This window comes from Metapseudomonas otitidis, from assembly GCF_900111835.1.
GTDB lineage: Bacteria > Pseudomonadota > Gammaproteobacteria > Pseudomonadales > Pseudomonadaceae > Metapseudomonas > Metapseudomonas otitidis.
This window is the reverse complement of record NZ_FOJP01000011.1, coordinates 103,224-124,779: the sequence shown is the minus strand read 5'-3', so window position 1 is coordinate 124,779 and position 21,556 is coordinate 103,224. Positions and strand designations below refer to the sequence as shown.

The 21,556-nt window shown below is 69.8% G+C and carries 22 protein-coding genes; 9 read left to right on the top strand and 13 right to left on the bottom strand.

From position 1 onward, the window contains the following. Positions 1-60 precede the first annotated feature (60 nt). On the bottom strand, positions 61-543 hold the full coding sequence (rloA3, locus tag BM198_RS15660; RefSeq protein WP_244165705.1) for a retropepsin-like aspartic peptidase RloA3: 483 nt from the start codon (positions 541-543) through the stop codon (positions 61-63). A gap of 254 nt (positions 544-797) precedes the next feature. Here rloA3 and BM198_RS15655 point away from each other — a divergent pair, with 254 nt between their 5' ends. Both BM198_RS15655 and BM198_RS15650 read left to right on the top strand, forming a co-directional pair. Beyond that, on the top strand, positions 798-1,316 hold the full coding sequence (locus tag BM198_RS15655; RefSeq protein ID WP_074971160.1) for a hypothetical protein: 519 nt from the start codon (positions 798-800) through the stop codon (positions 1,314-1,316). Positions 1,317-1,387: 71 nt separating this feature from the next. Next, entirely contained in the window at positions 1,388-2,206 is an 819-nt protein-coding gene (locus tag BM198_RS15650; protein ID WP_074971158.1) for a PA3715 family protein, read from the top strand. A 3-nt stretch (positions 2,207-2,209) separates the two neighbouring features. Here BM198_RS15650 and BM198_RS15645 read toward each other — a convergent pair whose 3' ends face one another. Continuing rightward, positions 2,210-3,613, bottom strand: coding sequence for an ATP-binding protein (locus BM198_RS15645; RefSeq protein WP_074971156.1), 1,404 nt, complete (start codon positions 3,611-3,613; stop codon positions 2,210-2,212). Beyond that, positions 3,610-4,275, bottom strand: a complete 666-nt coding sequence (locus tag BM198_RS15640) for a response regulator (protein ID WP_044407692.1) — start codon at positions 4,273-4,275, stop codon at positions 3,610-3,612. Before BM198_RS15640 ends, BM198_RS15645 begins: the two co-directional genes overlap by 4 nt. 146 nt (positions 4,276-4,421) lie before the next feature. Between BM198_RS15640 and BM198_RS15635 the strand changes: the two genes are divergently transcribed. Beyond that, complete coding sequence (locus BM198_RS15635; protein WP_074971154.1) at positions 4,422-4,688, top strand: PepSY domain-containing protein; 267 nt, start codon at positions 4,422-4,424, stop codon at positions 4,686-4,688. Continuing rightward, positions 4,688-6,343 carry a phosphoethanolamine transferase gene (locus BM198_RS15630; RefSeq protein WP_074971152.1) on the top strand — a complete coding sequence of 552 codons (1,656 nt, stop codon included), beginning with the start codon at positions 4,688-4,690 and terminating at the stop codon, positions 6,341-6,343. The genes BM198_RS15635 and BM198_RS15630 overlap by 1 nt, the downstream gene beginning before the upstream one ends. On the opposite strand, the gene BM198_RS15625 is transcribed toward BM198_RS15630, so the two are convergent. After that, positions 6,340-7,488 carry an acetyltransferase domain-containing protein gene (locus BM198_RS15625; RefSeq protein ID WP_074971150.1) on the bottom strand — a complete coding sequence of 383 codons (1,149 nt, stop codon included), beginning with the start codon at positions 7,486-7,488 and terminating at the stop codon, positions 6,340-6,342. The two genes, BM198_RS15630 and BM198_RS15625, sit on opposite strands and share 4 nt — an antisense overlap. Positions 7,489-7,578: 90 nt before the next feature. Then, positions 7,579-8,220 carry a helix-turn-helix domain-containing protein gene (locus BM198_RS15620; RefSeq protein WP_244165700.1) on the bottom strand — a complete coding sequence of 214 codons (642 nt, stop codon included), beginning with the start codon at positions 8,218-8,220 and terminating at the stop codon, positions 7,579-7,581. Between BM198_RS15620 and BM198_RS30475 the strand changes: the two genes are divergently transcribed. Both BM198_RS30475 and BM198_RS15615 read left to right on the top strand, forming a co-directional pair. Beyond that, positions 8,215-8,412 carry a hypothetical protein gene (locus tag BM198_RS30475; RefSeq protein WP_244165699.1) on the top strand — a complete coding sequence of 66 codons (198 nt, stop codon included), beginning with the start codon at positions 8,215-8,217 and terminating at the stop codon, positions 8,410-8,412. The genes BM198_RS15620 and BM198_RS30475 overlap by 6 nt on opposite strands. Before the next feature lie 87 nt (positions 8,413-8,499). After that, positions 8,500-9,933 carry an MFS transporter gene (locus BM198_RS15615; protein WP_074971146.1) on the top strand — a complete coding sequence of 478 codons (1,434 nt, stop codon included), beginning with the start codon at positions 8,500-8,502 and terminating at the stop codon, positions 9,931-9,933. A 6-nt stretch (positions 9,934-9,939) separates the two neighbouring features. Here BM198_RS15615 and BM198_RS15610 read toward each other — a convergent pair whose 3' ends face one another. From BM198_RS15610 to BM198_RS15595, 4 genes are all read right to left on the bottom strand, one after another. Further along, the gene (locus BM198_RS15610) at positions 9,940-10,848 is read right to left on the bottom strand and encodes a LysR family transcriptional regulator (RefSeq protein ID WP_074971144.1); all 909 of its coding nucleotides are present in this window, start codon (positions 10,846-10,848) and stop codon (positions 9,940-9,942) included. 116 nt (positions 10,849-10,964) lie between these two features. Continuing rightward, the gene (catA, locus tag BM198_RS15605) at positions 10,965-11,900 is read right to left on the bottom strand and encodes a catechol 1,2-dioxygenase (protein WP_074971142.1); all 936 of its coding nucleotides are present in this window, start codon (positions 11,898-11,900) and stop codon (positions 10,965-10,967) included. Positions 11,901-11,938: 38 nt separating this feature from the next. Further along, positions 11,939-12,229, bottom strand: a complete 291-nt coding sequence (catC, locus tag BM198_RS15600) for a muconolactone Delta-isomerase (RefSeq protein ID WP_074971140.1) — start codon at positions 12,227-12,229, stop codon at positions 11,939-11,941. Between the two features lie 18 nt (positions 12,230-12,247). Next, the gene (locus BM198_RS15595; RefSeq protein ID WP_044407723.1) at positions 12,248-13,369 is read right to left on the bottom strand and encodes a muconate cycloisomerase family protein; all 1,122 of its coding nucleotides are present in this window, start codon (positions 13,367-13,369) and stop codon (positions 12,248-12,250) included. 133 nt (positions 13,370-13,502) lie between these two features. On the opposite strand from BM198_RS15595, the gene BM198_RS15590 reads away from it, so the two are divergent. Together BM198_RS15590 and BM198_RS15585 are read left to right on the top strand one after the other, a co-directional pair. After that, positions 13,503-14,375: a LysR family transcriptional regulator gene (locus BM198_RS15590; RefSeq protein ID WP_074971138.1), complete on the top strand. Its 873-nt coding sequence runs from the start codon at positions 13,503-13,505 to the stop codon at positions 14,373-14,375. Between the two features lie 95 nt (positions 14,376-14,470). Continuing rightward, the gene (locus BM198_RS15585) at positions 14,471-15,916 is read left to right on the top strand and encodes a SulP family inorganic anion transporter (RefSeq protein WP_074971136.1); all 1,446 of its coding nucleotides are present in this window, start codon (positions 14,471-14,473) and stop codon (positions 15,914-15,916) included. A 28-nt stretch (positions 15,917-15,944) separates the two neighbouring features. On the opposite strand, the gene BM198_RS15580 is transcribed toward BM198_RS15585, so the two are convergent. After that, positions 15,945-16,850, bottom strand: a complete 906-nt coding sequence (locus tag BM198_RS15580) for a LysR family transcriptional regulator (RefSeq protein WP_074971134.1) — start codon at positions 16,848-16,850, stop codon at positions 15,945-15,947. Positions 16,851-16,954: 104 nt separating this feature from the next. Between BM198_RS15580 and BM198_RS15575 the strand changes: the two genes are divergently transcribed. Beyond that, complete coding sequence (locus BM198_RS15575) at positions 16,955-17,380, top strand: VOC family protein (RefSeq protein WP_074971132.1); 426 nt, start codon at positions 16,955-16,957, stop codon at positions 17,378-17,380. 6 nt (positions 17,381-17,386) lie between these two features. On the opposite strand, the gene BM198_RS15570 is transcribed toward BM198_RS15575, so the two are convergent. From BM198_RS15570 to peaD, 3 genes are all read right to left on the bottom strand, one after another. After that, positions 17,387-18,412, bottom strand: coding sequence for an AraC family transcriptional regulator (locus tag BM198_RS15570; RefSeq protein ID WP_074971130.1), 1,026 nt, complete (start codon positions 18,410-18,412; stop codon positions 17,387-17,389). A gap of 91 nt (positions 18,413-18,503) precedes the next feature. Beyond that, positions 18,504-20,204, bottom strand: a complete 1,701-nt coding sequence (locus tag BM198_RS15565) for an AMP-binding protein (protein WP_074971128.1) — start codon at positions 20,202-20,204, stop codon at positions 18,504-18,506. A 223-nt stretch (positions 20,205-20,427) separates the two neighbouring features. Then, a complete protein-coding gene (peaD, locus tag BM198_RS15560; protein WP_074971126.1) occupies positions 20,428-21,549 on the bottom strand; it encodes a quinohemoprotein amine dehydrogenase subunit beta in 1,122 nt (373 codons plus the stop codon). Between the last annotated feature and the right edge of the window lie 7 nt (positions 21,550-21,556).

Below are 21,556 nucleotides of genomic sequence, written 5' to 3'. Positions count from 1 at the left end.
CAGTGGTGGGCAAGCGATCTGCCGAACAGCCCGGTGGATTGTTTGCCGCCACCTCCCCTCTCAGCCCCCGGACTTATCACCCTCGCAGCGGGGTTTGGTGGTGAAGGTCCGGGAGACGTCCACGGCGCCCAGATGCTGGAGCGTGTGGCGGCCGATGAGCACCGGGTAGAGCATCTTGCCGCGGTCCTTCAGGGAGAACTCCTCGTTGTAGACGCGGTTACCGATGCACATGCGCAGCTTGACCACCGGGCGCCGCTCCTCACCCCCGGCGCCCCGGACCTTGACGTTGCGCGCCACGCGGCGCTCGAACGCCATGGCCACCGGCTTGCCGGTGTTGCTGTCCTTCACCTTGAAGCGCACCCAGTCCTCGCCGTTCTTCTGGAAGTGCTGGAGGTCCTTCGCATCCATGGAGGACGTCAGCGCACCGGTGTCCAGCTTGATCTTCAGGGAGGCCTTTTCCGGCAGCAGCAACCCTTCCTCGATCCAGCCGAAGACCTGGGCGGGCGGCTGTGCGGTGGCCGACGTTGCTGCGGGTGACAACATCACTGCCAGGAGGAAGGCCATGGCAGGGACGGTGGAGTGAGGCAACGGCATGGGGTGACCCTCGGGTTGGAAAGCCGTCACGCTAGCCCTCCATTCATCAACATTTCGTCAAACCGCGCGCAAGGGGCCGATCCTCACCTGCAACAGTCGGGGCCCCGCCTGATGGGGTCGATGCGGAAGCGCCCAGCGCATCACGGTACGCGGCCATGGGCGCGCTAGAATGCCCGCCCGCTGACCGTCAAGGAGACCGTCCCGTGAAGCCCAGGAATCCCATTGCCCTCCTCGCCCTGCTCTGGGCCAGCTCACCCGCCTTCGCGCTGGACGCCCAGGTGGCCGGTGCGCTGGAGAAGGCGCTGACCTGCCAGCAGGCCCCGCTGGATGCCCGCGACGATGCGGTGAAGGCACTGTTCAAGGCCAACGGCATCGTCGCCGTGGACCATGACGAAGACGGCCTGATCGACCTGGAGTACCGCCTGCCGCAACCGGTCGAGGTGCTGGGCGTGCCGATCAGCGCCCTCTGGTACCGGGGCGACAGCGGCGCGGTGTTCTACACGCAAGCCACCGGCGACCTGGCAGCCTTCGTCGGCAGGACCGGCGTGCAGCCCGTGCCCAAGGATGAACTGGACACCAGCGGCTGGGGACGCGGGCAGTACCGCAAAGAAGTCGGCCAGGCTTCCGACGACACCCCCTTCCCGGATGCCTTCTTCGTCGGCACCGACAGCGCGTCGCCGCCCGGGACGTTCTACTTCGGCTGCCAGGTGTTCGACGGCTGACCGGCGTACGCCGCCAAGTCCCGCCGGGCGCTAGAATGCCCCACCCTTCTCTCCACTCAGGACACCCGCACATGGACCGTCGCCTCCATCGCCCCCTGCTACGCGCCCTGCCCTGGCTGCTGGCGGCCGCCGCCAGCTTGGCCAACCCCGCCTGGGCCCGCGATGCACAGCCCTGTGAACCCGCATTGCTGAACGGCATCGCCCAGCAACTGGGCCAGAAAGGCTGGCAACAGCCGAGCTACGACAGCGAAGGCCCGCTGGTGGCCGCCGCCTGCAAGCGCTGGCCGGACGACGCCCGGCAGAGCGTGGTGGCCCTGGCCTACGACAGCGACGCCAGCGGTAGCACGCCCGGTGAACGCCTGCTGCACCTGCTGGTGGCACGGGTGGACAGCGCCAGCGGGCGCATCCTGGAGCGCCATGAAGGCAACCTGGAAGAAGACGCCCTGCTGGAGATCAGCGCCGACAGCCTCTGGCTGGACACCGCGCGCTACCGCCTGGCCAAGGACGTGCGTGCCTTCGGCGTGGTGATCAGCAGCCAGGCCCGTGGGCCCAGTTGCCCGGACGCGGGCCAGTTCGACGAGCTGACGCTGTTCGTCCCCGGCGAGGCCGCCACCCTGCGCCCGGTATTCACCGGCTACCTGCGGGAGTGGATCACCGTGCAGGGCACCAGTTGCGTGAACAACGACCGCTTCCGCTCCGAGCACGCGCGGATGACCCTGGCCATCGGCCCGAAGATCAGCCACGGGTTCGCCGACCTGATCCTCTCCGCCCAGGTGAGCGACGACGACGACAAGCCGCTGCGCACGGTGAAGAAGACCCTGCAATACGACGGCAAGACCTACCCCTACTCATCCACCGACACCTTCTGGGGCACCCTGAGCGTCGACTGAACCTCAGCGACGCCCGGCCAGGCCCTCCAGCGGGGCCCCTGGTCGCGCGCCGCCCAACAGCGGGAACAGCAACTCCACGCAGAAGCCGCCTTCGGCGCGGTTGCTCAAGCGCAACGAAGCGCCGAGGCGGCGGCTGATCATCTCCACGATGGCCAGCCCCAGGCCCGCACCCTGGGGGTTGCCGGCGCTGTAGAAACGGTCGCAGAGGCGCGCCAATTCGGCCTCGCTGGCCCCCGGCCCCTGGTCCAGGACCCGCAGGCGCACGCCCTGGCCGAGGGCGTCCACCTGCACCCGCACCTCGCTGCCGGGCGGGGTGAAGGTCAGGGCATTGCTGATGAGGTTCTGCAACAGGATCGACAGCGAGGCTTCCTCGCCCTGCACCGGGCACGCGGGCTCCCCTTCCAGCACCAACTCCACGTCCTGGCGCAGGGCCAGCGGCGTCAGCTCCGCCAGCTCCTCGCGCACCAGGGCCGGCAGGTCCACGGGCTGCCGGGTGTCGATCTCTGGCTCCAGGCGGGCCATGGTGAGCAGCTGGCTGGCGATGCGGGTGGCGCGGCCCACGCCCTGCTGGAGGAAGGCCAGGGCCTCGTCGCGCTCCTGGTCGTTGTCGGCCTGACGGGCGTTGCGGGCGTGGATGTCGAGAATGGCCAGGGGCGTGCGCAACTCGTGGGCGGCATCGGCGATGAAGCGCCGCTCGCGCTCCAGCAGGTTGCGCAGTTGCTGCAGCAGGCGGTCCAGGGCGCTGCGCACCGGCTCCAGCTCGGGCGGCAGCGGGCCGCGTGCCAGGGGTTCCAGGCTGTCCACCGGGCGGGCGCGCAGTTGCCGCGCCAGGCGCTGCAGCGGGCGTAGGCCCCAGCCCAGCAGTTGCCAGATCACCAGGGCCAGCAGCGGCAACCCCACCAAGCTGGGCAGCAAGGCATGCTGGACGATGCGCTGGATCAGGTCCTGGCGCAGGTCGTCGCGCTCGCCGACCCAGATCAGCAGGCCCTGCTCGGCGTCGTCGAGCAGCACGCCGCACCATTCGTGGCCGTCGACGATGAAATCCTGCACGCCGACCGCCGGGGGTTTCTCCAGCGCCGGGGCGTCGTCGGAACGCAGCAGCAGGCGGCCATCGCGGGACCAGATCTGGAAGGCCACGTCGATCTCGTAGGGGTGGGTCAGCACGCCCTCTGCGGAGCGCTCCATGGCCTGGTCCAGCGCCTGGCGCAGGCTCGTCCAGTCGGCGCGCTCCAGGCCCGGCTGTCGCAGCACGCCCTGCAGCAGGCGGGCGGTCTGCAGCAGTTGGGCGTCGTAGATGCCTTCGATTTCCCGGTGGCTGTCACGCACCGCCAGCAGGCCCAGCACCAGGCTGCCGATCAGGAACAGCGCCAGGGTCGGCGCGAGGATGCGGGTGCGGATGGCGATCATGGCGCGCGCTCCACCAGGTAACCGACCCCGCGCACAGTGCGGATCAGGCCGCTGTCGAGCTTCTTGCGCAGGTTGTGGATCAGTACTTCGAGGGTGTTGCCGGGGCCGCTCTCGTTCCAGCCGTAGAGGGTGTGGCTGAGGCGCTCACGAGTGACCACCGCCCCAGGGCGCACCAGCAACTGGTGCAGCAGCTGGTATTCCATGGGCGTCATCGCCACCGTCTGCCCGTGGTAGCGCACCTCCTGGGTCGCCGGGTCGAGGCTGACGCCGGCATGTTCCAGCAGCGGCTGCGCTCGCCCCTGGCAACGGCGCAGCAGGGCGCGGATGCGGGCCTTGAGTTCGTCCAGGTCCACCGGCTTGACCAGGTAGTCGTCGGCGCCGGCGTCCAGCCCCTGGATGCGGTCGGCCTTGCCGTCGCGGGCGGTGAGCACCAGCACCGGCACCTGGGTCTCCGGCCTGCTGCGCAGCTGGCGCAGCAGGGTGAGGCCATCCTGGCGCGGCAGGCCCAGGTCCAGCAGCACCAGGTCGAAGGCCTCGCTGCGCAAGGCATGGCCGGCCTCCACGCCGTCGGCCACCCAGTCGAGGGTGTAGCCCTCCTTGCGCAGGGCCACGCGAATGCCCTGGGCCAGGGCGGCATCATCTTCGACCAGCAGCACGCGCATGGGGCGCTCTCCATCGTTCGGTGGCGGTCATGATGGGAATTCGCTGCGGCTTGGAAAGCCGGCAAATGTAACGCGCCATTACCCCCTAAGCCTTCGTTAAGCTTCGCGCCACAAGGTGGGCCCCTCACTGAAAAGGAGCCCCACCCATGCGATACCTGCTGCTTCCCACCCTGTTGCTGGCCAGCGCCAGTGCCGTTGCCGGCCCCACCTGCACCGAAGCCGAGCGCAGTACCTGGCAGAACCCGGAGCGCTTCCAGGCCAGCCTGCGCGAGCAGGGCTACGAGATCCGCAAGTTCAAGGTCACCGACGGCAACTGCTACGAGATCTACGGCTACGACAAGGACCGCCGCAAGGTGGAGATCTACCACGACCCGGTGAGCGGCAAGGCTGTGAAGACCGAGGTCGAAGACTGATGCTCAGCCCGACGACGCGCCGCTGGCTGGCCCTGCCGGCGCTCGCCACCCTGAGCTGCAGCCTGCTGCTGGCGGATGACGTCCTCCAGCAGCAGTTCACCCCCAGCAACCGGGCCGAGCTGGAGCTGGGCTACGTGGCGGTGCTCTGGCTGTTCAGCGCCGCCCTCTGGCTCTGCGGCCAACGGCTGCTGGTGGCGGGCATCCTGCTGCTGTTCGCGCTGATGCAGGTGATGCAGCTGGCCAACATCAGCTTCTTCGGCGAACCGCTGAGCGCCATCGACATCCAGGCCCTGCTCAACGACTCGGCCGAGGTGCGCGACACCGCGCTGTACAGCTTCACCCAGCACTGGCCGGTGCTGGTGTGCGTCGGCCTGCCCTACACGGCGCTGCTGCTCCTGCACCTCAAGGTGCGCCCGGCCCTGGGCCTGCCTTCGAGCCGCTGGGCGCTGCTGCTGATCGCCGTGGTGCTGCTGTCCAAGCCCTACCGCGCCACCTACCGCAACCTCGACGCCTTCGTCCCCAGCCCGGCCCGCAGCGGCCTGCACAACAGCCTGAACGCCTTCTCCGCCTGGGCGGTGCGCCTGGCCCTGCGTGAGGACGCGCAACTGCCCCCGGCGCCCTTCCAGCCCTACGGCCTGAGCGCCGTGCCCAGCGGCGCCAGGCATGTGTGGCTGGTGGTGGCGGACTCCCTGCGCAGCGACCGGCTCGGCGTGTTCGGCTACGACCGCGACACCACCCCGCGCCTGCAGGCCTACCTGCGCGACCACCACGACGCCTTGCTGCGCCCTGGCGTGGCGGCCGGCGTGGCCACCGACGTGAGCCTGCCGTACCTGCTCAACCCCATCCGCGAACCCGGCCAGGACCCGCTGCTGCGCACCGGCCAGGTCAACCTGTTCCGCTTCGCCCGGGAAGCCGGCTTCCGCACCCACTGGATCTCCTCCCAGGAGTCCAAGCTGCTGGCGCACCTGGGCAGCCGCTACCTGGACGTGTCGATCACCCGCGAGGACCACCCGCTGCGCTTCCTCCAGCGCCAGGACCGCACCCTGCTGGAGCTGCTGGCCCAGCAGCACTGGGGGCCGCGCAACTTCGTGGTGCTCAACCTGCGCACCGCGCACCTGCCCTACGCAAACAACTACCGCCACGAGGCCCGCGTCGCACCCTGGCCGGACCAAAGCGCCGCCGACCAGGCCAACGCCTACGACAACGCCATCCACTACCTGGACGAGCTATTGGGTGAGGTGCTGGAGGCGTTCGACCGGCTCGAAGGCGAGCGCTACCTGGTGATCACCGGTGACCACGGCCAGCGCCTGGGCGAGGACGGCCACTGGGGCCACAACGACCTGGTGCCGGAGGTCAGCGACGTGCCGGTGATCGTCATCGCCCGCGAAGCGCCGGAGGCACCGCTGCAGCAGCTGGCCAGCGAACGCTGGATCAGCCACTACGAGGTCGGCGCCTGGCTGGCGGCGCGCCTCGGCACGCGGATCGACAACCCCAACCTGCGGCCTGGCGAGCACTTCGTGCACGGCAAGCTGCTGTTCACCGACAACTTCATCCAGCGCGTCTGCGAGTCGGACGACGGCCTGGTGCACCAGCCGCCGAAGCAGCTCAGCCTGCTGCTGAAACGCCCCGACGAAGGCGCCTGCTCGCCCGGCTAGAAGTACTTCAGCCAGGCGAGGTCGCGCCGCCGCGCCTTCAACCGGGCGAAGGCGCGCACCGGCGGGAACAGCGCCACCGCCAGCACCGCGCTGGCCAGCCACAGCGCCCAGGTGCCGTCGAAGCCGAACAGCGTGCCCTGGTTGGCGCCGAAGATGGCCAGGCACGCCAGGTAGAGCAGCTTCAGCACGTAGAGGTGCAGCAGGTAGAAGAACATCGGCGCGGCGCCGAAGGTGGCCAGCAGCGGCACCAGGCGCGCCTGGCCGATGCGCTCGAAGGCCCGCAGCAGCCACAGGCCGAGCCCCAGCGTGAGGGCCAGGAACAGCAGCGACGGCGGGTACTTGGTGATGTTGAAGAAGGCCATCAGTGTGTGGGTCAGGTCGGCGCCCGGCACCCAGGGCCGTTCGCCGTAGCCGTTCACCAGGCGCAGCAGCACGAAGAGCAGCAGGCATGCCGCGCCGGTCACCCACAGCCGGTGCTGGCGCGTCTCCGCCTGGCTGCCCCGGCCGAACCAGGGCCCCAGGGCATAGCCCAGGGCGATCACGCCGATCCACGGCAGCACCGGGTAGGAGGTGCGCAGGCGCAGGCCCTCGCCCAGCTCGATCCAGCCCCGGTCATGCAGCACCGCCCAGGGGATGTGCGCCCAGGTGCCGGGCTCGGCATGCACGCCATCCAGCAGGTTGTGCCCGGCCACCAGCAGCAGACCGAGGGCCACCAGCGCCGGGCGCGGCAGCCAGACCAGCGCGGAGAGCGCCAGCATGCTCAGGCCGATGGCCCAGATCACCTGCAGGTACATCACGCTGGGCGGCCACTGGAAGGTCCAGGCGAAGTTGACCAGGGTGAGCTCCAGCACCACCAGGAACAGCCCGCGCTTGAACAGGAAGGCCGACACCGCTGCGCGCCCGTCGTGCTTCTCGCCGTACAGGTAGGCGGACAACCCGGTCAGCAGGATGAACACCGGGGCGCAGAGGTGCGCCAGGGTGCGGCAGAGGAACAGCGCCGGATCGGTGCTGGCCACGTCCATCGGGTCCCCCACCTGGTGGTGCAGGTAGAAGGTCTCGCGGACGTGGTCCAGCAACATGAAGAGGATGACGAGGCCCCGCAGGGCGTCGATGGATTGCAGGCGGGTGTGGGGCGTGAGGGGCATGGGCGGGCTCTGTTTTGAAACGTAATAAGATTACGTTTCGGCGCAATCCGTGCCAAGCGAGAACTCATCCCATCCACATCTGCCCGGCCTTCAGCCGCCCGGCCGTTCGACGAAATAGCGCGCCGGTGTCTGCCCGAAAGCCTTGCGGAACATGGCGATGAAGTTGCTCGGTGAGGCGTAGCCCAGGGCATCGGCCACCACCGCCACCGCATCGCCCTGGGCCAGGCGCTCCAGGGCGTGCACCAGCCGCGCCTGCTGCCGCCACTCGGCGAAGGCCATGCCGGTCTCGGCGATGAACAGGCGCCGGGCGGTGCGCGGCGACAGCCCAGCGGTTTCGGCCCAGGCCTCCAGGCTGCGGGTGTCCGCCAGGTTGGCCAGCAGCCCACGGGCGATGGGCAGCACCCGGCGGTCGGTGGGCATCGGCAGGTGGAGCGGCTCGGTGGGTGCGGCGACGATCTCGTCCAACAGCACCTGCACCAGACGCTCGCGCTCGGGGGTCAGCGCCTCGCGGGGGTTCCAGCTGGCCGCACGGCTGACCAGCGCGCGCATCACCTCGCCCACGCCCATCACCTGGGGATGGGCCGGCAACCGCGCGCAGGCCGAGGGTTCGATCAGCACGCTCCACCCGGACAGCACGCCGCTCAGGCTCGCCCAATGGGGCACCCCTGGCGGCATCCAAGCGGCGCGGTACGGCGGCAGCACCCAGGAGCCCCGGGCGGTGCGCACGTGCACCAGGCCCGTCTCGACGCAGGTGAGCTGCCCGCGCTGGTGGCGGTGCCAGTCGGTTTCCTTGTTGCCCAGGCGGAAGACGTGGTCGGGCTCGTGGCCGCCGCGCAGGGCGATGAGCAGCGGACCGCCGAGCAGGTCCGTCAGGTCGGCTTCAGTGATGGTGGCGATCTCCGGCGTGGCAGGTTTGCAACATAGCTTGTCCGGATGCGGTTATCGGAACAAGCGCCCTCGCCCCGATCCTGATGGCGAACCCCGGATTTCCGGACTCATCAGGAGACACCGATGAACACCCTCGCCACCGGCCAGCGGGCGCCCGCGCCCACGGCCCTGCTCAACCCCGGCGCGCCCCTCTGGCTCGCCACCCTGATCGCCTGCCTGGCCTCCTTCATGGTGGTGATGGACGGCGCCATCGTGAACGTCGCGCTCCCTTCCATGGCCCGGGACCTGGGGCTGGACGCGGGCAGTCGCCAGTGGGTGGTGGACGCCTACCTGGTGGCCCTGGGCGGGCTGATGCTGTTGGCCGCACGGCTGGCCGACCGCCTCGGCCGGCGCCGGGTGCTGCGCGCCGGCCTGGCGCTGTTCAGCCTGGCCAGCCTGGTCGGCGGCCTGGCCCAGGGTCCGGCGCTGCTGGTGGCGGCGCGGGCCTTCCAGGGTGCGGGCGCGGCGGTGCTGGCCACCTCGACCCTGGCAGTGATCGTCGGCGCTCACGGGCCGGGCGCCGGGCGGGATCGCGCCATCGCCCTGTGGACCGCCTCCGGCTCGCTGGCGGCGGCCTTCGGCGTGCTGCTGGGCGGCCTGCTCACGGCCTACGCCAGCTGGCGCTGGGTGATGTTCGTCAACGTGCCCCTGGGCATCGGCCTGTTCGTGCTCGCCTCAAGCACCCTGGCGCCTGGCTTGCCGACAAATTCCAAGCCGCTGGACGTGGGCGGCGCGCTGACCGTCACCGGTGCCGCCAGCGCCCTGGTCTACGCCCTGGTGAGCAGCGTCGGCCTGGGCTGGAGCGCGCCAAGGGTGCTGCTGGCGCTGGGCCTGGCGGCGCTGCTGGGCGTGGCCTTCCTGATCATCGAAGCGCAGGTGCGCGAGCCGCTGGTGCGCCTGGGCCTGTTCCGCCAGCGCAACGTGGCGCTGGGCAACCTGTTGCTGCTGAGCCTGGGCGCCACCCTCACCGCATCGCTGTATTTCCTGGCCCTGGCGCTGCACGAGGTGGCCGGCCTGGGCGCCCGCGACACCGGCCTTGCCATGCTGCCGACCTGCCTGGCCATCGCCAGCGCCGCCCTGGGTGCCCGCTGGCTCGCCGCAAAGGGAATACGCCACCTGCCCAGCCTCGGCGGGGTGCTGGCGGCGCTGGGCTTTCTCGGGCTGGCCTGGCTGCCGAAGGAGGTGGACCTGCTGCGCCATGTGGCGGGCCCGACCCTGCTGCTGGGCACCGGGGTCGGACTGATGCTGGCCACAGCGGTGCACGCAGCCATCGCCGGGATCGCCCCGGCGGACACGGCGCTGGCCTCCGGCCTGCTCAACACCTCGCGGCAGCTGGGCGGCGCACTGGGGATCGCGGTGTTCGTCAGCCTGGCCCACCACACCAGCGCCCAGGTACTGGCCACCGGGCTGGATGCCGGGGTGGCGACCCTGGCGGGCTACCACGCGGCCTTCGTCGCCATCGCCGGGGTCAGCCTGCTGACCGCCCTCCTCGCCCTGGGCCTGCGCCGCGCGGGCTGAGCCGGCTCAGAGCTCGCGGGACATGAACTGGTGGATGCGCTCGCGCAGCCAGCGCTCGGCGGGGTCGTTGTCGTGGGCGCCGCTCCAGACCATGGACAGCTCGGCCTTGTCCACCTCGAAGGGGGCGTCGTCGGCGCGCAGGCTGCCGTCGTCCACCAGGGTGCAGGCGGCGTAGTCCGGCACCGTGGCGATCATCTCGGTGCCCCGCAGCAGCGCCCGCAGGCTGCCGAACTGGGGCACCGCGAGCACCACCTGGCGGCTGCGGCCGATGCGCGCCAGGTCCTGGTCGATGTTGCCGGAGAGGTCGCCGGAGAACGACACCATCACATGGCGGCGGGCGCAGTAGTCGTCCAGGGTCAGCGGGCCGGGGCGGTCGTCGCCGCGCAGCACCTTGACGCCGATGTCGCGCAGCTTGCGGCGCTTGGCGTTGGCCGGCAGGTCGGTGGTGTAGCTGACGCCGACGGTGATCTCCCCCGAGGCGAGCAGCGCCGGCATCAGCAGGAAGTTGGCCCGGCGCACCACCACCACGATATTCGGCGCCTCTTCCTGGAGGGCGTTGAGCAGCGCGGGGAACAGGCCGAACTCGGCGTCGTCGGAAAGCCCGAGGCGGAACACGTTGGTGCTGGTGGCGGGGTCGAAGCTCTTGGCCCGGCTGACGGCGGCGGAGATCACGTCCATGGCCGGGCGCAGCTCGGCGAAGATCTCCTGGGCCCGGCTGGTGGGCACCATGCCCCGGCCGCTGCGGATCAGCAGCGGGTCGTCGAACAGATCGCGCAGGCGCGCCAGGGCGGCGCTGACGGTGGACTGGGAAAGGAACAGCTTCTCGCCGACCCGGGTGAGGTTGGGTTCGAGCATCAGGGCTTCGAAGATCACCAGCAGGTTCATGTCGACGCGGCGGAGGTCGTTGCGGTTCATGGGCGCATCCGGGCAGTGGCTGAGCGGGCTATTCAAGCATGGGCCCGCCCGCCTGGCTTGCACGGATGTGCCTTGACGGCACGCCCCGGTCACCGCGACCGGGGCGTGCCCGAGGCTCAGGCGCCCGGCACCTGCAGGGCGCGGGGGCGCTGGCTGCGCTGCTCGTCCTGGTTGTGGCTGGCCGGCTGCAGCACGAAGTCGAACTGCAACTCGGCGCAGGGGCCTTCCACGCCGTGGGCGCTGCCGCTGGACAGGTGGGTCACCTCGCCCACCAGGCCTTCGCGGGTGGCGTAGGCGAAGTCGTCCCACAGGTAGCGGTCCCCGGCGAGGTTGATCTGGGTGGTCAGGTGGCGGTGGCCGCCGGCCGAGATGAAGAAGTGGATGTGCGCGGGGCGCTGGCCGTGCCGGCCGAGGCCGTCGAGGCATTCCTGGGTCGGGCCCTGGGGGTCGCAGCCATAGCCGGAGGGGATGATGCTGCGGGCGCGGTAGCGACCCTCGGCGTCGGTGACGATGCGGCGGCGCAGGTTGTACTCGGACTGGCTGGAGTCGAAGTAGGAATACAGGCCCTTGGTGTTGGCGTGCCACAGGTCCACCACCGCGCCGGCCAGCGGGCGGCCGTCGGTGTCGCGCACCGTGCCTTCGAGGAACAGCGGGATGCCCACGCCGTCTTCGCTGCCGTCGTCCAGCCGCGCGAAACCCTCGCTCAGCGGCGCCCCGGCCACGTAGAGCGGGCCTTCGATGGTGCGCGGGGTGCCGCCGGTACGCCCGGCCTCGGCGTCGCGGGCATCCTGCAGCATGTCGAGGAAGCGCTCCAGGCCCAGCCCTGCCACCAGCAGGCCGGCCTCGCCACGGGCGCCCAGGCGGTTGAGGTAGTCGACGGCCTTCCAGAACTCGTCATCGGTGATGGCCAGCTCTTCGATCAGTCGGGCGCCATCCTGCAGCACCCGCTGGACGATGCGCTTGAGGCGCGGGTTGCCGGCGTCGTTGCCGAAACCGGCCGCCTGCTCGAAGAAACGCTGGAGTTCGGCAGTCTGGGAAATCTTCACGGTCATGGGGTCACCTCATTGTTCTTGTTCAGGGCGTTCGGGGCTCAGCGGTCGTCATCATGGATCGACGAGGGGTGGCGGCAGAGTCCGTCGATCTCGATGTCCATGTAGGGAAACAGCGGCAGTTGCATCAGGGTGTCGTGCAGCGCTTCGACGCTGGGCACGTCGAACACGCTGTAGTTGGCGTAGTGCCCGGCGATGCGCCAGAGGTGGCGCCAGGTGCCCTCGCGCTGCAGGCGCTGGGCCAGGGCCTTCTCGTCGGCCTTGAGCCGGGCGGCCCGTTCCGGGTCCATGTCGGCGGGCAGGCGGACGGTCATCTTCACGTGGAACAGCATGGTCGGGGTCCTCCGGAGTCAGGAACGGCGGAAGCGCGCCAGGCGCTCCTCGTCCAGGGTCAGGCCGATGCCGGGGGTGCGCGGCACCTGCAGCTGGAAGTCGCGGTAGACGGGGGGCTCGGTGACGATCTCCTCGGTCAGCAGCAGCGGCCCGAACAGCTCGGTGCCCCAGGTCAACTGGCGCAGGGTGAGGAAGGCGTGGGCGGAGGCCAGGGTGCCGATGGCCCCTTCGAGCATGGTGCCGCCGTAGAGCGCCACGCCCGCCGCCTCGGCGATCTGGGCGGTGCGCAGGACGGCGCGGGGGCCGCCGTTCTTGGCGATCTTCAGGGCGAACACGCTGGCGGCGCCCTCGGCTGCGAGGCTGAAGGCATCCTCGACGCTCTCGATGGACTCGTCCGCCATGATCGGCGCCGGGCTGGAGCGGTTCAGGCGCACCTGGCCGCTGCGGTTGTAGCGCGGGATCGGCTGCTCGATGAGGTCGATGCCGTGCTCGCCGAGCACCCGGCAACCGCGGATCGCCTGGGACTCGTCCCAGTGCTGGTTGACGTCCACCCGCACGCTGGCGCGGTCGCCCAGGGCGCGCTTGATGGCCACCGCGTGGGCCAGGTCCTGCTCCAGGGGGTTGGCGCCGATCTTCAGCTTGAACAGGCGGTGGCGGCGCAGGTCGAGCATGCGCTCGGCCTCCTCGATGTCGCGGCCGGTGTCGCCGCTGGCCAGCGTCCAGGCCACTTCCAGGCCCTCGCGCACGCGGCCGCCGAGCAGCTCGCTGACCGGCAGCCCGAGGCGCTTGCCCTGGGCGTCCAGCAGGGCCGTCTCGATGCCGGACTTGGCGAAGGTGTTGCCCTTGGCCACCCGGTCCAGGCGCTGCATGGCGGCGTTGATGTTGTCCGCCGGCTGGCCGATCAGTGCCGGGGCCAGGTGCGCGTCGATGTTGGCCTTCATCCCTTCCGGGCTCTCGTAGCCGTAGGACAGCCCGCCGATGGTGGTGGACTCGCCGATGCCCTCCACGCCGTCGCTGCAGCGCAGGCGCAGGATCACCAGGGTCTGCCGCTGCAGGGTGTGCATGGCCAGCTTGTGCGGGCGGATGGTCGGCAGGTCGACGATGCAGGTGTCCAGCCGTTCGATCAGGGGGGTGCTCATGGGTGTGCTTCCGTGGCGCAGGGTTCGGCTCGCTCGATACCCTGCAAGTCTGGGTTTGGGTGAACGAACATTGCGCCAGCGGGAACGACAGGTCCAATATCATCTCCCTCTTCTTTCATACCCGGGAGGTATCGTGGAACTCAGGCACCTGCGCTATTTCCAGGCCGTAGCGGACACCCTCAACTTCACCCGCGCGGCCGAGCGCCTGCACATCGCCCAGCCCCCGCTGAGCCGGCAGATCCAGCAACTGGAGGAGGAGCTGGGCACACCGCTGCTGGAACGCGGCCGACCGCTGCGGCTGACCGAGGCCGGCCGCTACTTCCATGAACAGAGCGCAGCCCTGCTGCAGCAGGTGCAGGCCCTCTGCGACACCACCCGGCGCATCGGCCAGGGGCAACGCCAGTGGCTGGGCATCGGCTTCGCCCCTTCCACGCTCTATGCGGTGCTGCCGGAGCTGATCCGCGAACTGCGCCAGGACCCGGACCTGGAGCTGGGCCTGCAGGAAATGACCACCCTGCAGCAGGTGGAGGCGCTGAAGAGCGGGCGCATCGACATCGGCTTCGGGCGCATCCGCTTCGACGACCCGGCCATCCACCAGCAGGTGCTGCGGGAAGACCCGCTGGTGGCGGTGCTGCCCGCCGGCCACCGGCTGCTCGGGGGCCCGGTGTCGCTGCAGCAGCTCGCCGGCGAACCCTTCGTGCTCTACCCCGCCAACCCGCGCCCGAGCTACGCCGACCACGTGCTGGCGCTGTTCGCCAACCGTGGCCTGGCGGTGCGCGTCGGGCAGTGGGCCAACGAACTGCAAACCGCCATCGGCCTGGTGGCGGCGGGCCTGGGCGTCGCCCTGGTGCCGGCCTCGGTGCGCCAGCAGCACCGGGCCGACATCGACTACGCCGACGTGCTGGAGCCGGAGGCGGTCTCGCCCATCATCCTCAGCCGCCGCGCCCAGGACGGCAGCGCCCATGTCCAGCGCTGCCTGGAGCTGATCCAGCGGGTCAACCGCTGAGGCGGAGCGTGCTGGTGGGGCCGGGCGCATTTCCGTACCATGCGCGCCCCTCCCCATCCCCGACAGGGCCGGCAGCGCGCCGGCCCGGTAAGCCCATGAAGAAACCCCGCCTGCGTCATGAAGTCCTGGCCGGTCTCACCACCGCCTTCGCCCTGGTGCCCGAGTGCATCGCCTTCGCCCTGGTCGCCCACCTCAACCCGCTCATGGGGCTGTACGGCGCCTTCATCATCTGCACCCTCACCGCCCTGTTCGGCGGCCGGCCGGGGATGATCTCCGGCGCTGCCGGTTCCATGGCGGTGGTCATCGTCGCCCTGGTGGTGGAGCACGGCGTGCAGTACCTGCTGGCCACCACGGTGCTGGCTGGGGCCGTGATGCTGCTGTTCGGGGCGTTGCGCCTGGGCAAGCTGGTGCGCATGGTGCCGCACCCGGTGATGCTGGGCTTCGTCAACGGCCTGGCGATCGTCATCGCCCTGGCCCAGCTGGAGCACTTCAAGCAGGGCGACGCCTGGCTGAGCGGCACGCCGCTGTACACCATGCTCGGCCTGGTGGGGCTGACCATGGCGGTGGTCTGGCTGCTGCCACGACTGACCCGCGCCGTGCCACCGGCGCTGGTGGCGATCCTCGGTGTCGGGCTGCTGGTGCACCTGCTGGGCCTGCCCACCCGCACCCTGGCGGACATGGCGCAGATCGCCGGCGGCCTGCCCAGCTTCGCCCTGCCGTCGGTGCCCTGGAACCTGGAGACGCTGCAGATCATCGCGCCCTATGCGCTGCTGATGGCCATGGTCGGGCTGCTGGAGACCCTGCTCACCCTCAACCTCACTGACGAGATCACCGAGAGCCGGGGCTTCCCCGACCGCGAGTGCATGGCCCTGGGCGCGGCCAACATCGTCTCCGGCGCATTCGGCGGCATGGGCGGCTGCGCGATGATCGGCCAGACCGCCATCAACCTCAGCTCCGGCGGCCGGGGGCGGCTGTCCGGCGTGGTGGCCGGGGTGATGATCCTGCTGTTCGTGCTGTTCCTGTCCCCGCTGATCGAGCGCATCCCGCTGGCGGCGCTGGCCGGGGTGATGTTCGTGGTGGCCCAGCAGACCTTCGCCTGGGGCTCCCTGCGGGTCGCCGGCAAGGTGCCGCTGAACGACGTGCTGGTGATCGTCGCCGTCACCGTGATCACCGTCTTCACCGACCTGGCCGCCGCCGTGCTCTGCGGCATAGTCATCGCCGCGCTGAACTTCGCCTGGCACCACGCCCGCGAGCTGTACGCCGACAGCCACATCGAGGCCGACGGCAGCAAGCTCTACCGGGTTCATGGCACGCTGTTCTTCGCCTCCGCCACGCCCTTCCTCAACCAGTTCGACCCGGCCGGCGACCCGGAGCGGGTCACCCTCGACTGCCGGCACCTCAGCTTCGTCGACTACTCCGCCATCGCCGCCCTCAAGACCCTGCGCGAGCGCTACACCAAGGCCGGCAAGCACCTGCGCGTGGAGCACCTCTCCGAGCGCTGCCGCACCCTGCTCAGGCGCGCAGGTGAACAGCCGGCCTGAGGGCGCCGTCGGGGCGGATAGGCAACCATCAGCCCTGGCGCCCTTGATCAGGCAACGTTGCTGGCGACCGTGCGTTCTCCCCCGCCAGGCATGCTGCGAACAGACGCTGCAGCGGCTGGCGGCGCTGGGCGTGGCGCGTGAGCAGGATGATCTGCCGGTGGAAGGTCATCGGGCCGAGGCGGATCACGCGGATGGCGGCGTCGCGCTCCAGCCACAGGCCCGCTTCGGGGATCAGCGCGATGCCGAGGCCGGCCTCGACCATGCGCACGATTGCGTCGAGTTCGTCCAGTTCCAGCGCCACCTTCACGTCCAGCCGCTGCTGGCGCAGGAAGCGGGTGACCAGGCGCCCGCCGAAGGAGGTGCGGTCATAGCGCACCAGCGGCTGCTCGGCCAGCAGGCGCAGTGGGTCGTCGCCCTCCAGGCCGCGCGGCACCACCAGCACGAAGGCTTCCTCCCGCAGCACCTCGGCATGCAGTTCCTTGGGCAGTTCGAATGGCGGGCGGATGAGGATGGCCAGGTCCAGGTCGCCGGCATCCACCTGGCTCAGCAGGTTCAGCGAAACGCCGGGCACCAGCTTCGGCTCCACCGCCGGGGCGCGCTCCCGCAGGCGCAGCAGCGCGTCCGCCAGCAGCCCGGTCTGGGCGGTGGCGATGGCACCGATGCGCAGTTCCCCGGCATGGGCGCCCGCCTCGTCCGTGGCCGCCATGCGGGCGAACAGGTCGAGCATCTCCCGCGCCAGGGGCAGCGCCCGCTCACCGGCCGTGTTGAGCAGCGCCTGGCGGCCGGTGCGGTCGAACAGGCGCACGCCCAGCGCTTCTTCCAGGTTGCGGATCTGCGCGCTGACGGCGGACTGGGTGAGGCCGATGTGCATGCCGGCAGCAGCGAAGGTGCCATGGCGGGCAACGGCGACGAAGGTGCGGATCTCTCGCAGCATGGGGGTGCCTCATTGATCGAAAACGTTCGTGCTCGACACAAATAATCCTGGCTTTGCATCGAAATCTCCACACCTAAAATTGGTAAGCAAAACAGGAGAACAGCATGCAACTCGCCCCTTTCCACCTCGCAATCCCCGTTCACGACCTGCCCGCCGCGCGGCGTTTCTATGGCGAGGTGTTCGGCCTCGCCGAAGGCCGCTCCAGCGCGCAGTGGGTGGACTTCGACTTCTTCGGTCACCAACTGGTGATCCACGAACACCCGCCGACCGCCAGCCAGCTCGCCGCCCACACCAACCCGGTGGACGGCCACGACGTGCCCGTGCCGCACTTCGGCGTGGTGCTCGCCTGGGAGGACTGGGAGGCCCTGGCCGAGCGGCTGCAACGCCTCGGCACGCGCTTCGTGATCGAGCCCTACGTGCGCTTCAAGGGCCAGGTGGGCGAGCAGGCGACGCTGTTCCTGCTCGACCCATGCGGCAACGCGCTGGAGTTCAAGGCATTCCGGGACATCGGCCAGCTGTTCGCCAAGTGAAGGGGCTCAGCCCGCCTCGGGGTGCACCAGCGCCCGGTACTGCCCGGGGGTGGAGCCGGTCCACTTGCGGAACGCCTTGTAGAAGGCGCTGGCGTCGGCGAAGCCGAGTTCGAAGGCCAGCTCGGTGAAGTTGACTTCGCCCGCGTCCAGCCGGGCGACCGCCAGGTCGCGGCGCACCTGGTCCTTCAGCGCCTGGTAGGACTGCCCTTCCTGGGTGAGCTTGCGCCGCAGGGTGGAGGGCGCCATGTAGAAGTGCCCGGAGAGTGCCTCCAGGTCCGGCCAGCGCTCGGGGCGCAGGCTGCGCAGGTAGGCCTTGATGCGGGCGGCCAGGCTCTGGGGGTCGCGGTAGCGCACCAGGATGTTGGCCGGCGCCCCGGCGAGGAAGCGCCGCAGGTCCGCCTCGTTGCGGCGCACCGGCTGGGTCAGGCAGTCGGCGTTGAACACCAGGCGGGTGGTGTCGCGGCCGAAGCGCAGGTGCGGGGTGAACATCACCCGGTAGTCCTCGATGTAGGCCGGCTGCGGCCCCCGTAGCTCGATGCCGAGGATCGGCAGGCGCCGACCGGCCAGCCAGCAGAGCAGGCCGTGGACCATGAGGAACAGGGTGAAGCAGGCGAAGGCCCGAGGCGGCGCGCCGCTGTCGTCGAGGACGATCTCCGCCAGGCTGCCGCGCCGCGCCAGGCGGGGCTGCAGGTCGTCCAGCACCAGGGCGAGGAAGGTCAGGCTGGCCTGCAGCGCGTCCCCCAGGGTGGCGGCCTGCAGGGCGGTCCGGCTCATGTGGGCGAAGCTGCCGGACTTGAGCCGGCGGCTGTCCATGCCGAAGAACTCGTCATCCATCACCCGGGCGATCAGCAGCCACAGCTGGGCGTACTGCCTGGAGGCGACCCGGCCGTAGGGCCGGGCCATCTGCTCGGCGGGAATGCCGGCCTGCTCCAGCAGTGCGGCGACATCGCCCCCCTGCTGGCGAAGCACCTGCAGTGCTTCGTCGACGAGGCGGACGGAGATGGTGCCTTTCTCGGCAGACGTTCCTGTCATGGCGTTCCGGGGGGCATGGCGATTACGGGCGCCCAGTGTAGGAGATGGAAGGCGGGATAAGGAGCCGCGCAAGACGCGGCTCCCTGGGGCGCTAGCGGATCGCCGTCACCTTGCCATCCCGGGGCGGCGTCAGCTCCTCGATGCTGATCTCGCGCATGCGGAACTTCTGGATCTTGCCGGTCACCGTCATGGGGAACTCGTCCACGAAACGGAAGTGCCGGGGCACCTTGAAGTGGGCGATGCGGGCCTTGGCCCAGGCCTTCAGCTCCTCCTCGCCGGCGCTGTGGCCGGGGTGGAACTTGATCCAGGCGACGATCTCCTCGCCGTACTTGCTGCAGGGAATGCCGATCACCTGCACGTCGGCCACGGCCGGGTGGGTGAAGAAGAACTCCTCCAGCTCGCGGGGGTAAATGTTCTCGCCGCCGCGGATGATCATGTCCTTGCTGCGCCCGACGATGCGCACGTAGCCGTCGTCGTCCATGGCCGCCAGGTCGCCGGTGTGCATCCAGCGGCCCGGGTCGATGGCGTCGGCGGTGGCCTGGGGGTTGTTCCAGTAGCCGAGCATCACGCTGTAGCCCCGGGTGCACAGCTCGCCGATGGTGCCGCGCGGCACGATGCGGCCCTCGGCATCGACGATCTTGCTCTCCAGCTGCGGCTGGGTGCGGCCGACGGTGGTGACGCGCAGCTCCAGCCCGTCATCCGGGCCGGTCTGCAGGGACACCGGGCTGGTCTCGGTCATGCCGTAGGCGATCTGCACCTCGCTCATGTGCATTTCGCCGATGACCCGGCGCATCACCTCGATGGGGCAGGTGGCGCCGGCCATGATGCCGGTGCGCAGGCTGGAGAGGTCGAATTCATGCCGCTGCGGGTGGTCCAGCTCGGCGATGAACATGGTCGGCACGCCGTACAGTGCGGTGGCCTTCTCCTCCGCCACGGCGCGCAGGGCGGTGAGCGGGTCGAAGGCGTCGCCGGGGTAGATCATGGTGGCGCCGTGGGTCACGCAGCCCAGGTTGCCCATGACCATGCCGAAGCAGTGGTACAGCGGCACCGGGATCACCAGGCGGTCGTGCTCGGTGAGCCCCAGGCTCTCGCCGACCATGTAGCCGTTGTTGAGGATGTTGTAGTGGCTGAGGGTGGCGCCCTTGGGGAAGCCGGTGGTGCCGGAGGTGTACTGGATGTTGATGGGGTCGTCGAACTGCAGGCTGGCCTGGCGCTCGGCCAGCTCGGCCGGGGTGGTCTCCCCTGCCCGCTGCTGCAGGTCGGCCCAGGCGAGGAAGCCGGCCGGCGGTTCGGCGGCGAGGCTGATCACCCCGCGCAGTTCGGGCAGCACCTCGCTGGCGAGCTGGCCGATGGCTGCGCTGGCCAGCTCCGGCACCAGGCCCTGGAGCATGGCGTGGTAGTCGGAGGTCTTGAAGGCGTCGGCGCAGATCACCCAACGGCAGCCGGACTGGCGCAGGGCGTACTCCAGCTCGCTGCTGCGATAGGCCGGGTTGATGTTGACGAGGATGGCGCCGACCTTGGCGCTGGCGAACTGGGTGATGCACCACTCGGCGCAATTGGGCGCCCAGATGCCGAGCCGGTCGCCGCTCTGGATACCCAGGGCCATCAGCGCGCGGGCATGGACCTCCACCGCCTCGGCCAGGCTGCGCCACCTGTAGCGCAGCCCCTGGTGGCGCACCACCAGGGCTTCGCGTTCGGGGAATCGGGCGACCGTGGCGTCGAATGCCGCGCCGATGGTCATGGCGAGCAGGGGCTTGTCCTGGCGCCCCCGGGTATAGCTCGGTTGATGCATGGCTGTCCCTTCTTGTCGTTGTGGTGGGATCGGGTCGTTCCGGGTGGCCTCCGATTCGGGCAGGGAGGCCGATTACCTTTACGTAAACGTCAATCTGGGTAAAGGGTTTTGTTCTGTCCAGTGACCCATTGGTCGTAGATGGCGCGGAATGAGGCGTGCGAACGCCTACGGCAAACCCGCCCCGCTCCCGGGCGCAAGCCCGGGCCACGGGGGAGTCACCGGCCTAGCGCACGAATACCTGGGTGGTGGTGATGGCCATGTCGCCACCCGGCAGCTTGATGTTCTTCACCTTCTCCAGGCTGTCCGGATCGAAGACGGCGATGTCGTTGAAGGTACCGGCCAGGTAGAGCTTGCTGCCCTGGGTGTTGAAGGCGATGCAGTAGTAGGAGTGATCCAGGTTGGCGGCCTTGATCAGCTTCTGCTGCTTGATGTCGTACTTGGCCAGGCGGTTGAGCACGCCGAACATCTGGTTCGGGTCCTTCGGCGAACGCAGGCCGGTGAAGTACAGCTCGGTCAGCGGCGCGAAGTCCTCCACGGTGGGCTTGCCGGTCTTCAGGTCGATGCTCACGTAGCCGTAGACGAAGTCGGCGGTGGCCGGGTCCTGCTTCTCGTCCTTGAACCTGGTGGTGGTGTAGAGCATCGAGAACTCGTGCAACGGGGTCTGGTGCGGCCAGAAGTACAGTACGTCCGGCGGGCCGTAGTTGGGGCGTTTCCAGTTGCGACCGGGCACGGCGACTTCGTAGTGGCCGGTCTTCACGTCCATCTTGTAGATGTCGGGCCCGGCGATATACAGGGTGCCGTCGTCGGCGGCGCGCATGATGTACAGCTGGCGCGGCACCGGGAAGCTGCGCACGGGCTGGGCGTCCAGGCCGGCGGCGGTGTCGAACACCTCCAGGCGCGGCTGCTGGACCTCGTAGTGGTCGCTGGCCATGCGGGTCGGGTTGACCACGCTGTACAGCTCCTTGCCGTCCGGACTGAGGGCGAAGGCGAACATGGAGCGCGCCTTCTCGTCCGGTTTGCGCGAGAGCTTGGCGTGGAACACCGCGCGGCAGCTGTCGAGGTCGATGCCGTAGAGGTCGCCGAAGTGGTTGTTGAGCAGGTAGGCGGTCTTGCGGTCCGGCGACACCATGGCGGTGCCCGGTCCGAAAGCGTCGGGCAGGCGGCAGGTCTTGTAGAGGCTGTCGCTGGCCAGGTCGAGCACGTGCAGGTTGTTCGGGTAGTTGGTGGCGATCATGTATTCCTGGCCGGCCTTGAGTGCCAGGCCGGCGTTGTCGGCGGCCAGGGCCTGGCCACCCAGGGCGAGCCCGGCGGCAACGGCCAGGCTGGCGAACGCATTGAGCTTCATTGGGTTT

What these genes read in the sequence shown, in the direction of transcription:
- rloA3 (WP_244165705.1), bottom strand. Translation starts at nt 543, where the DNA reads ATGTTGTCACCCGCAGCAACGTCGGCCACCGCACAGCCGCCCGCCCAG.
- BM198_RS15650 (WP_074971158.1), top strand. Translation starts at nt 1,388, where the DNA reads ATGGACCGTCGCCTCCATCGCCCCCTGCTACGCGCCCTGCCCTGGCTG.
- BM198_RS15645 (WP_074971156.1), bottom strand. Translation starts at nt 3,613, where the DNA reads ATGATCGCCATCCGCACCCGCATCCTCGCGCCGACCCTGGCGCTGTTC.
- BM198_RS15640 (WP_044407692.1), bottom strand. Translation starts at nt 4,275, where the DNA reads ATGCGCGTGCTGCTGGTCGAAGATGATGCCGCCCTGGCCCAGGGCATT.
- BM198_RS15635 (WP_074971154.1), top strand. Translation starts at nt 4,422, where the DNA reads ATGCGATACCTGCTGCTTCCCACCCTGTTGCTGGCCAGCGCCAGTGCC.
- BM198_RS15630 (WP_074971152.1), top strand. Translation starts at nt 4,688, where the DNA reads ATGCTCAGCCCGACGACGCGCCGCTGGCTGGCCCTGCCGGCGCTCGCC.
- BM198_RS15625 (WP_074971150.1), bottom strand. Translation starts at nt 7,488, where the DNA reads ATGCCCCTCACGCCCCACACCCGCCTGCAATCCATCGACGCCCTGCGG.
- BM198_RS15615 (WP_074971146.1), top strand. Translation starts at nt 8,500, where the DNA reads ATGAACACCCTCGCCACCGGCCAGCGGGCGCCCGCGCCCACGGCCCTG.
- BM198_RS15610 (WP_074971144.1), bottom strand. Translation starts at nt 10,848, where the DNA reads ATGAACCGCAACGACCTCCGCCGCGTCGACATGAACCTGCTGGTGATC.
- catA (WP_074971142.1), bottom strand. Translation starts at nt 11,900, where the DNA reads ATGACCGTGAAGATTTCCCAGACTGCCGAACTCCAGCGTTTCTTCGAG.
- catC (WP_074971140.1), bottom strand. Translation starts at nt 12,229, where the DNA reads ATGCTGTTCCACGTGAAGATGACCGTCCGCCTGCCCGCCGACATGGAC.
- BM198_RS15595 (WP_044407723.1), bottom strand. Translation starts at nt 13,369, where the DNA reads ATGAGCACCCCCCTGATCGAACGGCTGGACACCTGCATCGTCGACCTG.
- BM198_RS15585 (WP_074971136.1), top strand. Translation starts at nt 14,471, where the DNA reads ATGAAGAAACCCCGCCTGCGTCATGAAGTCCTGGCCGGTCTCACCACC.
- BM198_RS15580 (WP_074971134.1), bottom strand. Translation starts at nt 16,850, where the DNA reads ATGCTGCGAGAGATCCGCACCTTCGTCGCCGTTGCCCGCCATGGCACC.
- BM198_RS15575 (WP_074971132.1), top strand. Translation starts at nt 16,955, where the DNA reads ATGCAACTCGCCCCTTTCCACCTCGCAATCCCCGTTCACGACCTGCCC.
- BM198_RS15570 (WP_074971130.1), bottom strand. Translation starts at nt 18,412, where the DNA reads ATGACAGGAACGTCTGCCGAGAAAGGCACCATCTCCGTCCGCCTCGTC.
- BM198_RS15565 (WP_074971128.1), bottom strand. Translation starts at nt 20,204, where the DNA reads ATGCATCAACCGAGCTATACCCGGGGGCGCCAGGACAAGCCCCTGCTC.
- peaD (WP_074971126.1), bottom strand. Translation starts at nt 21,549, where the DNA reads ATGAAGCTCAATGCGTTCGCCAGCCTGGCCGTTGCCGCCGGGCTCGCC.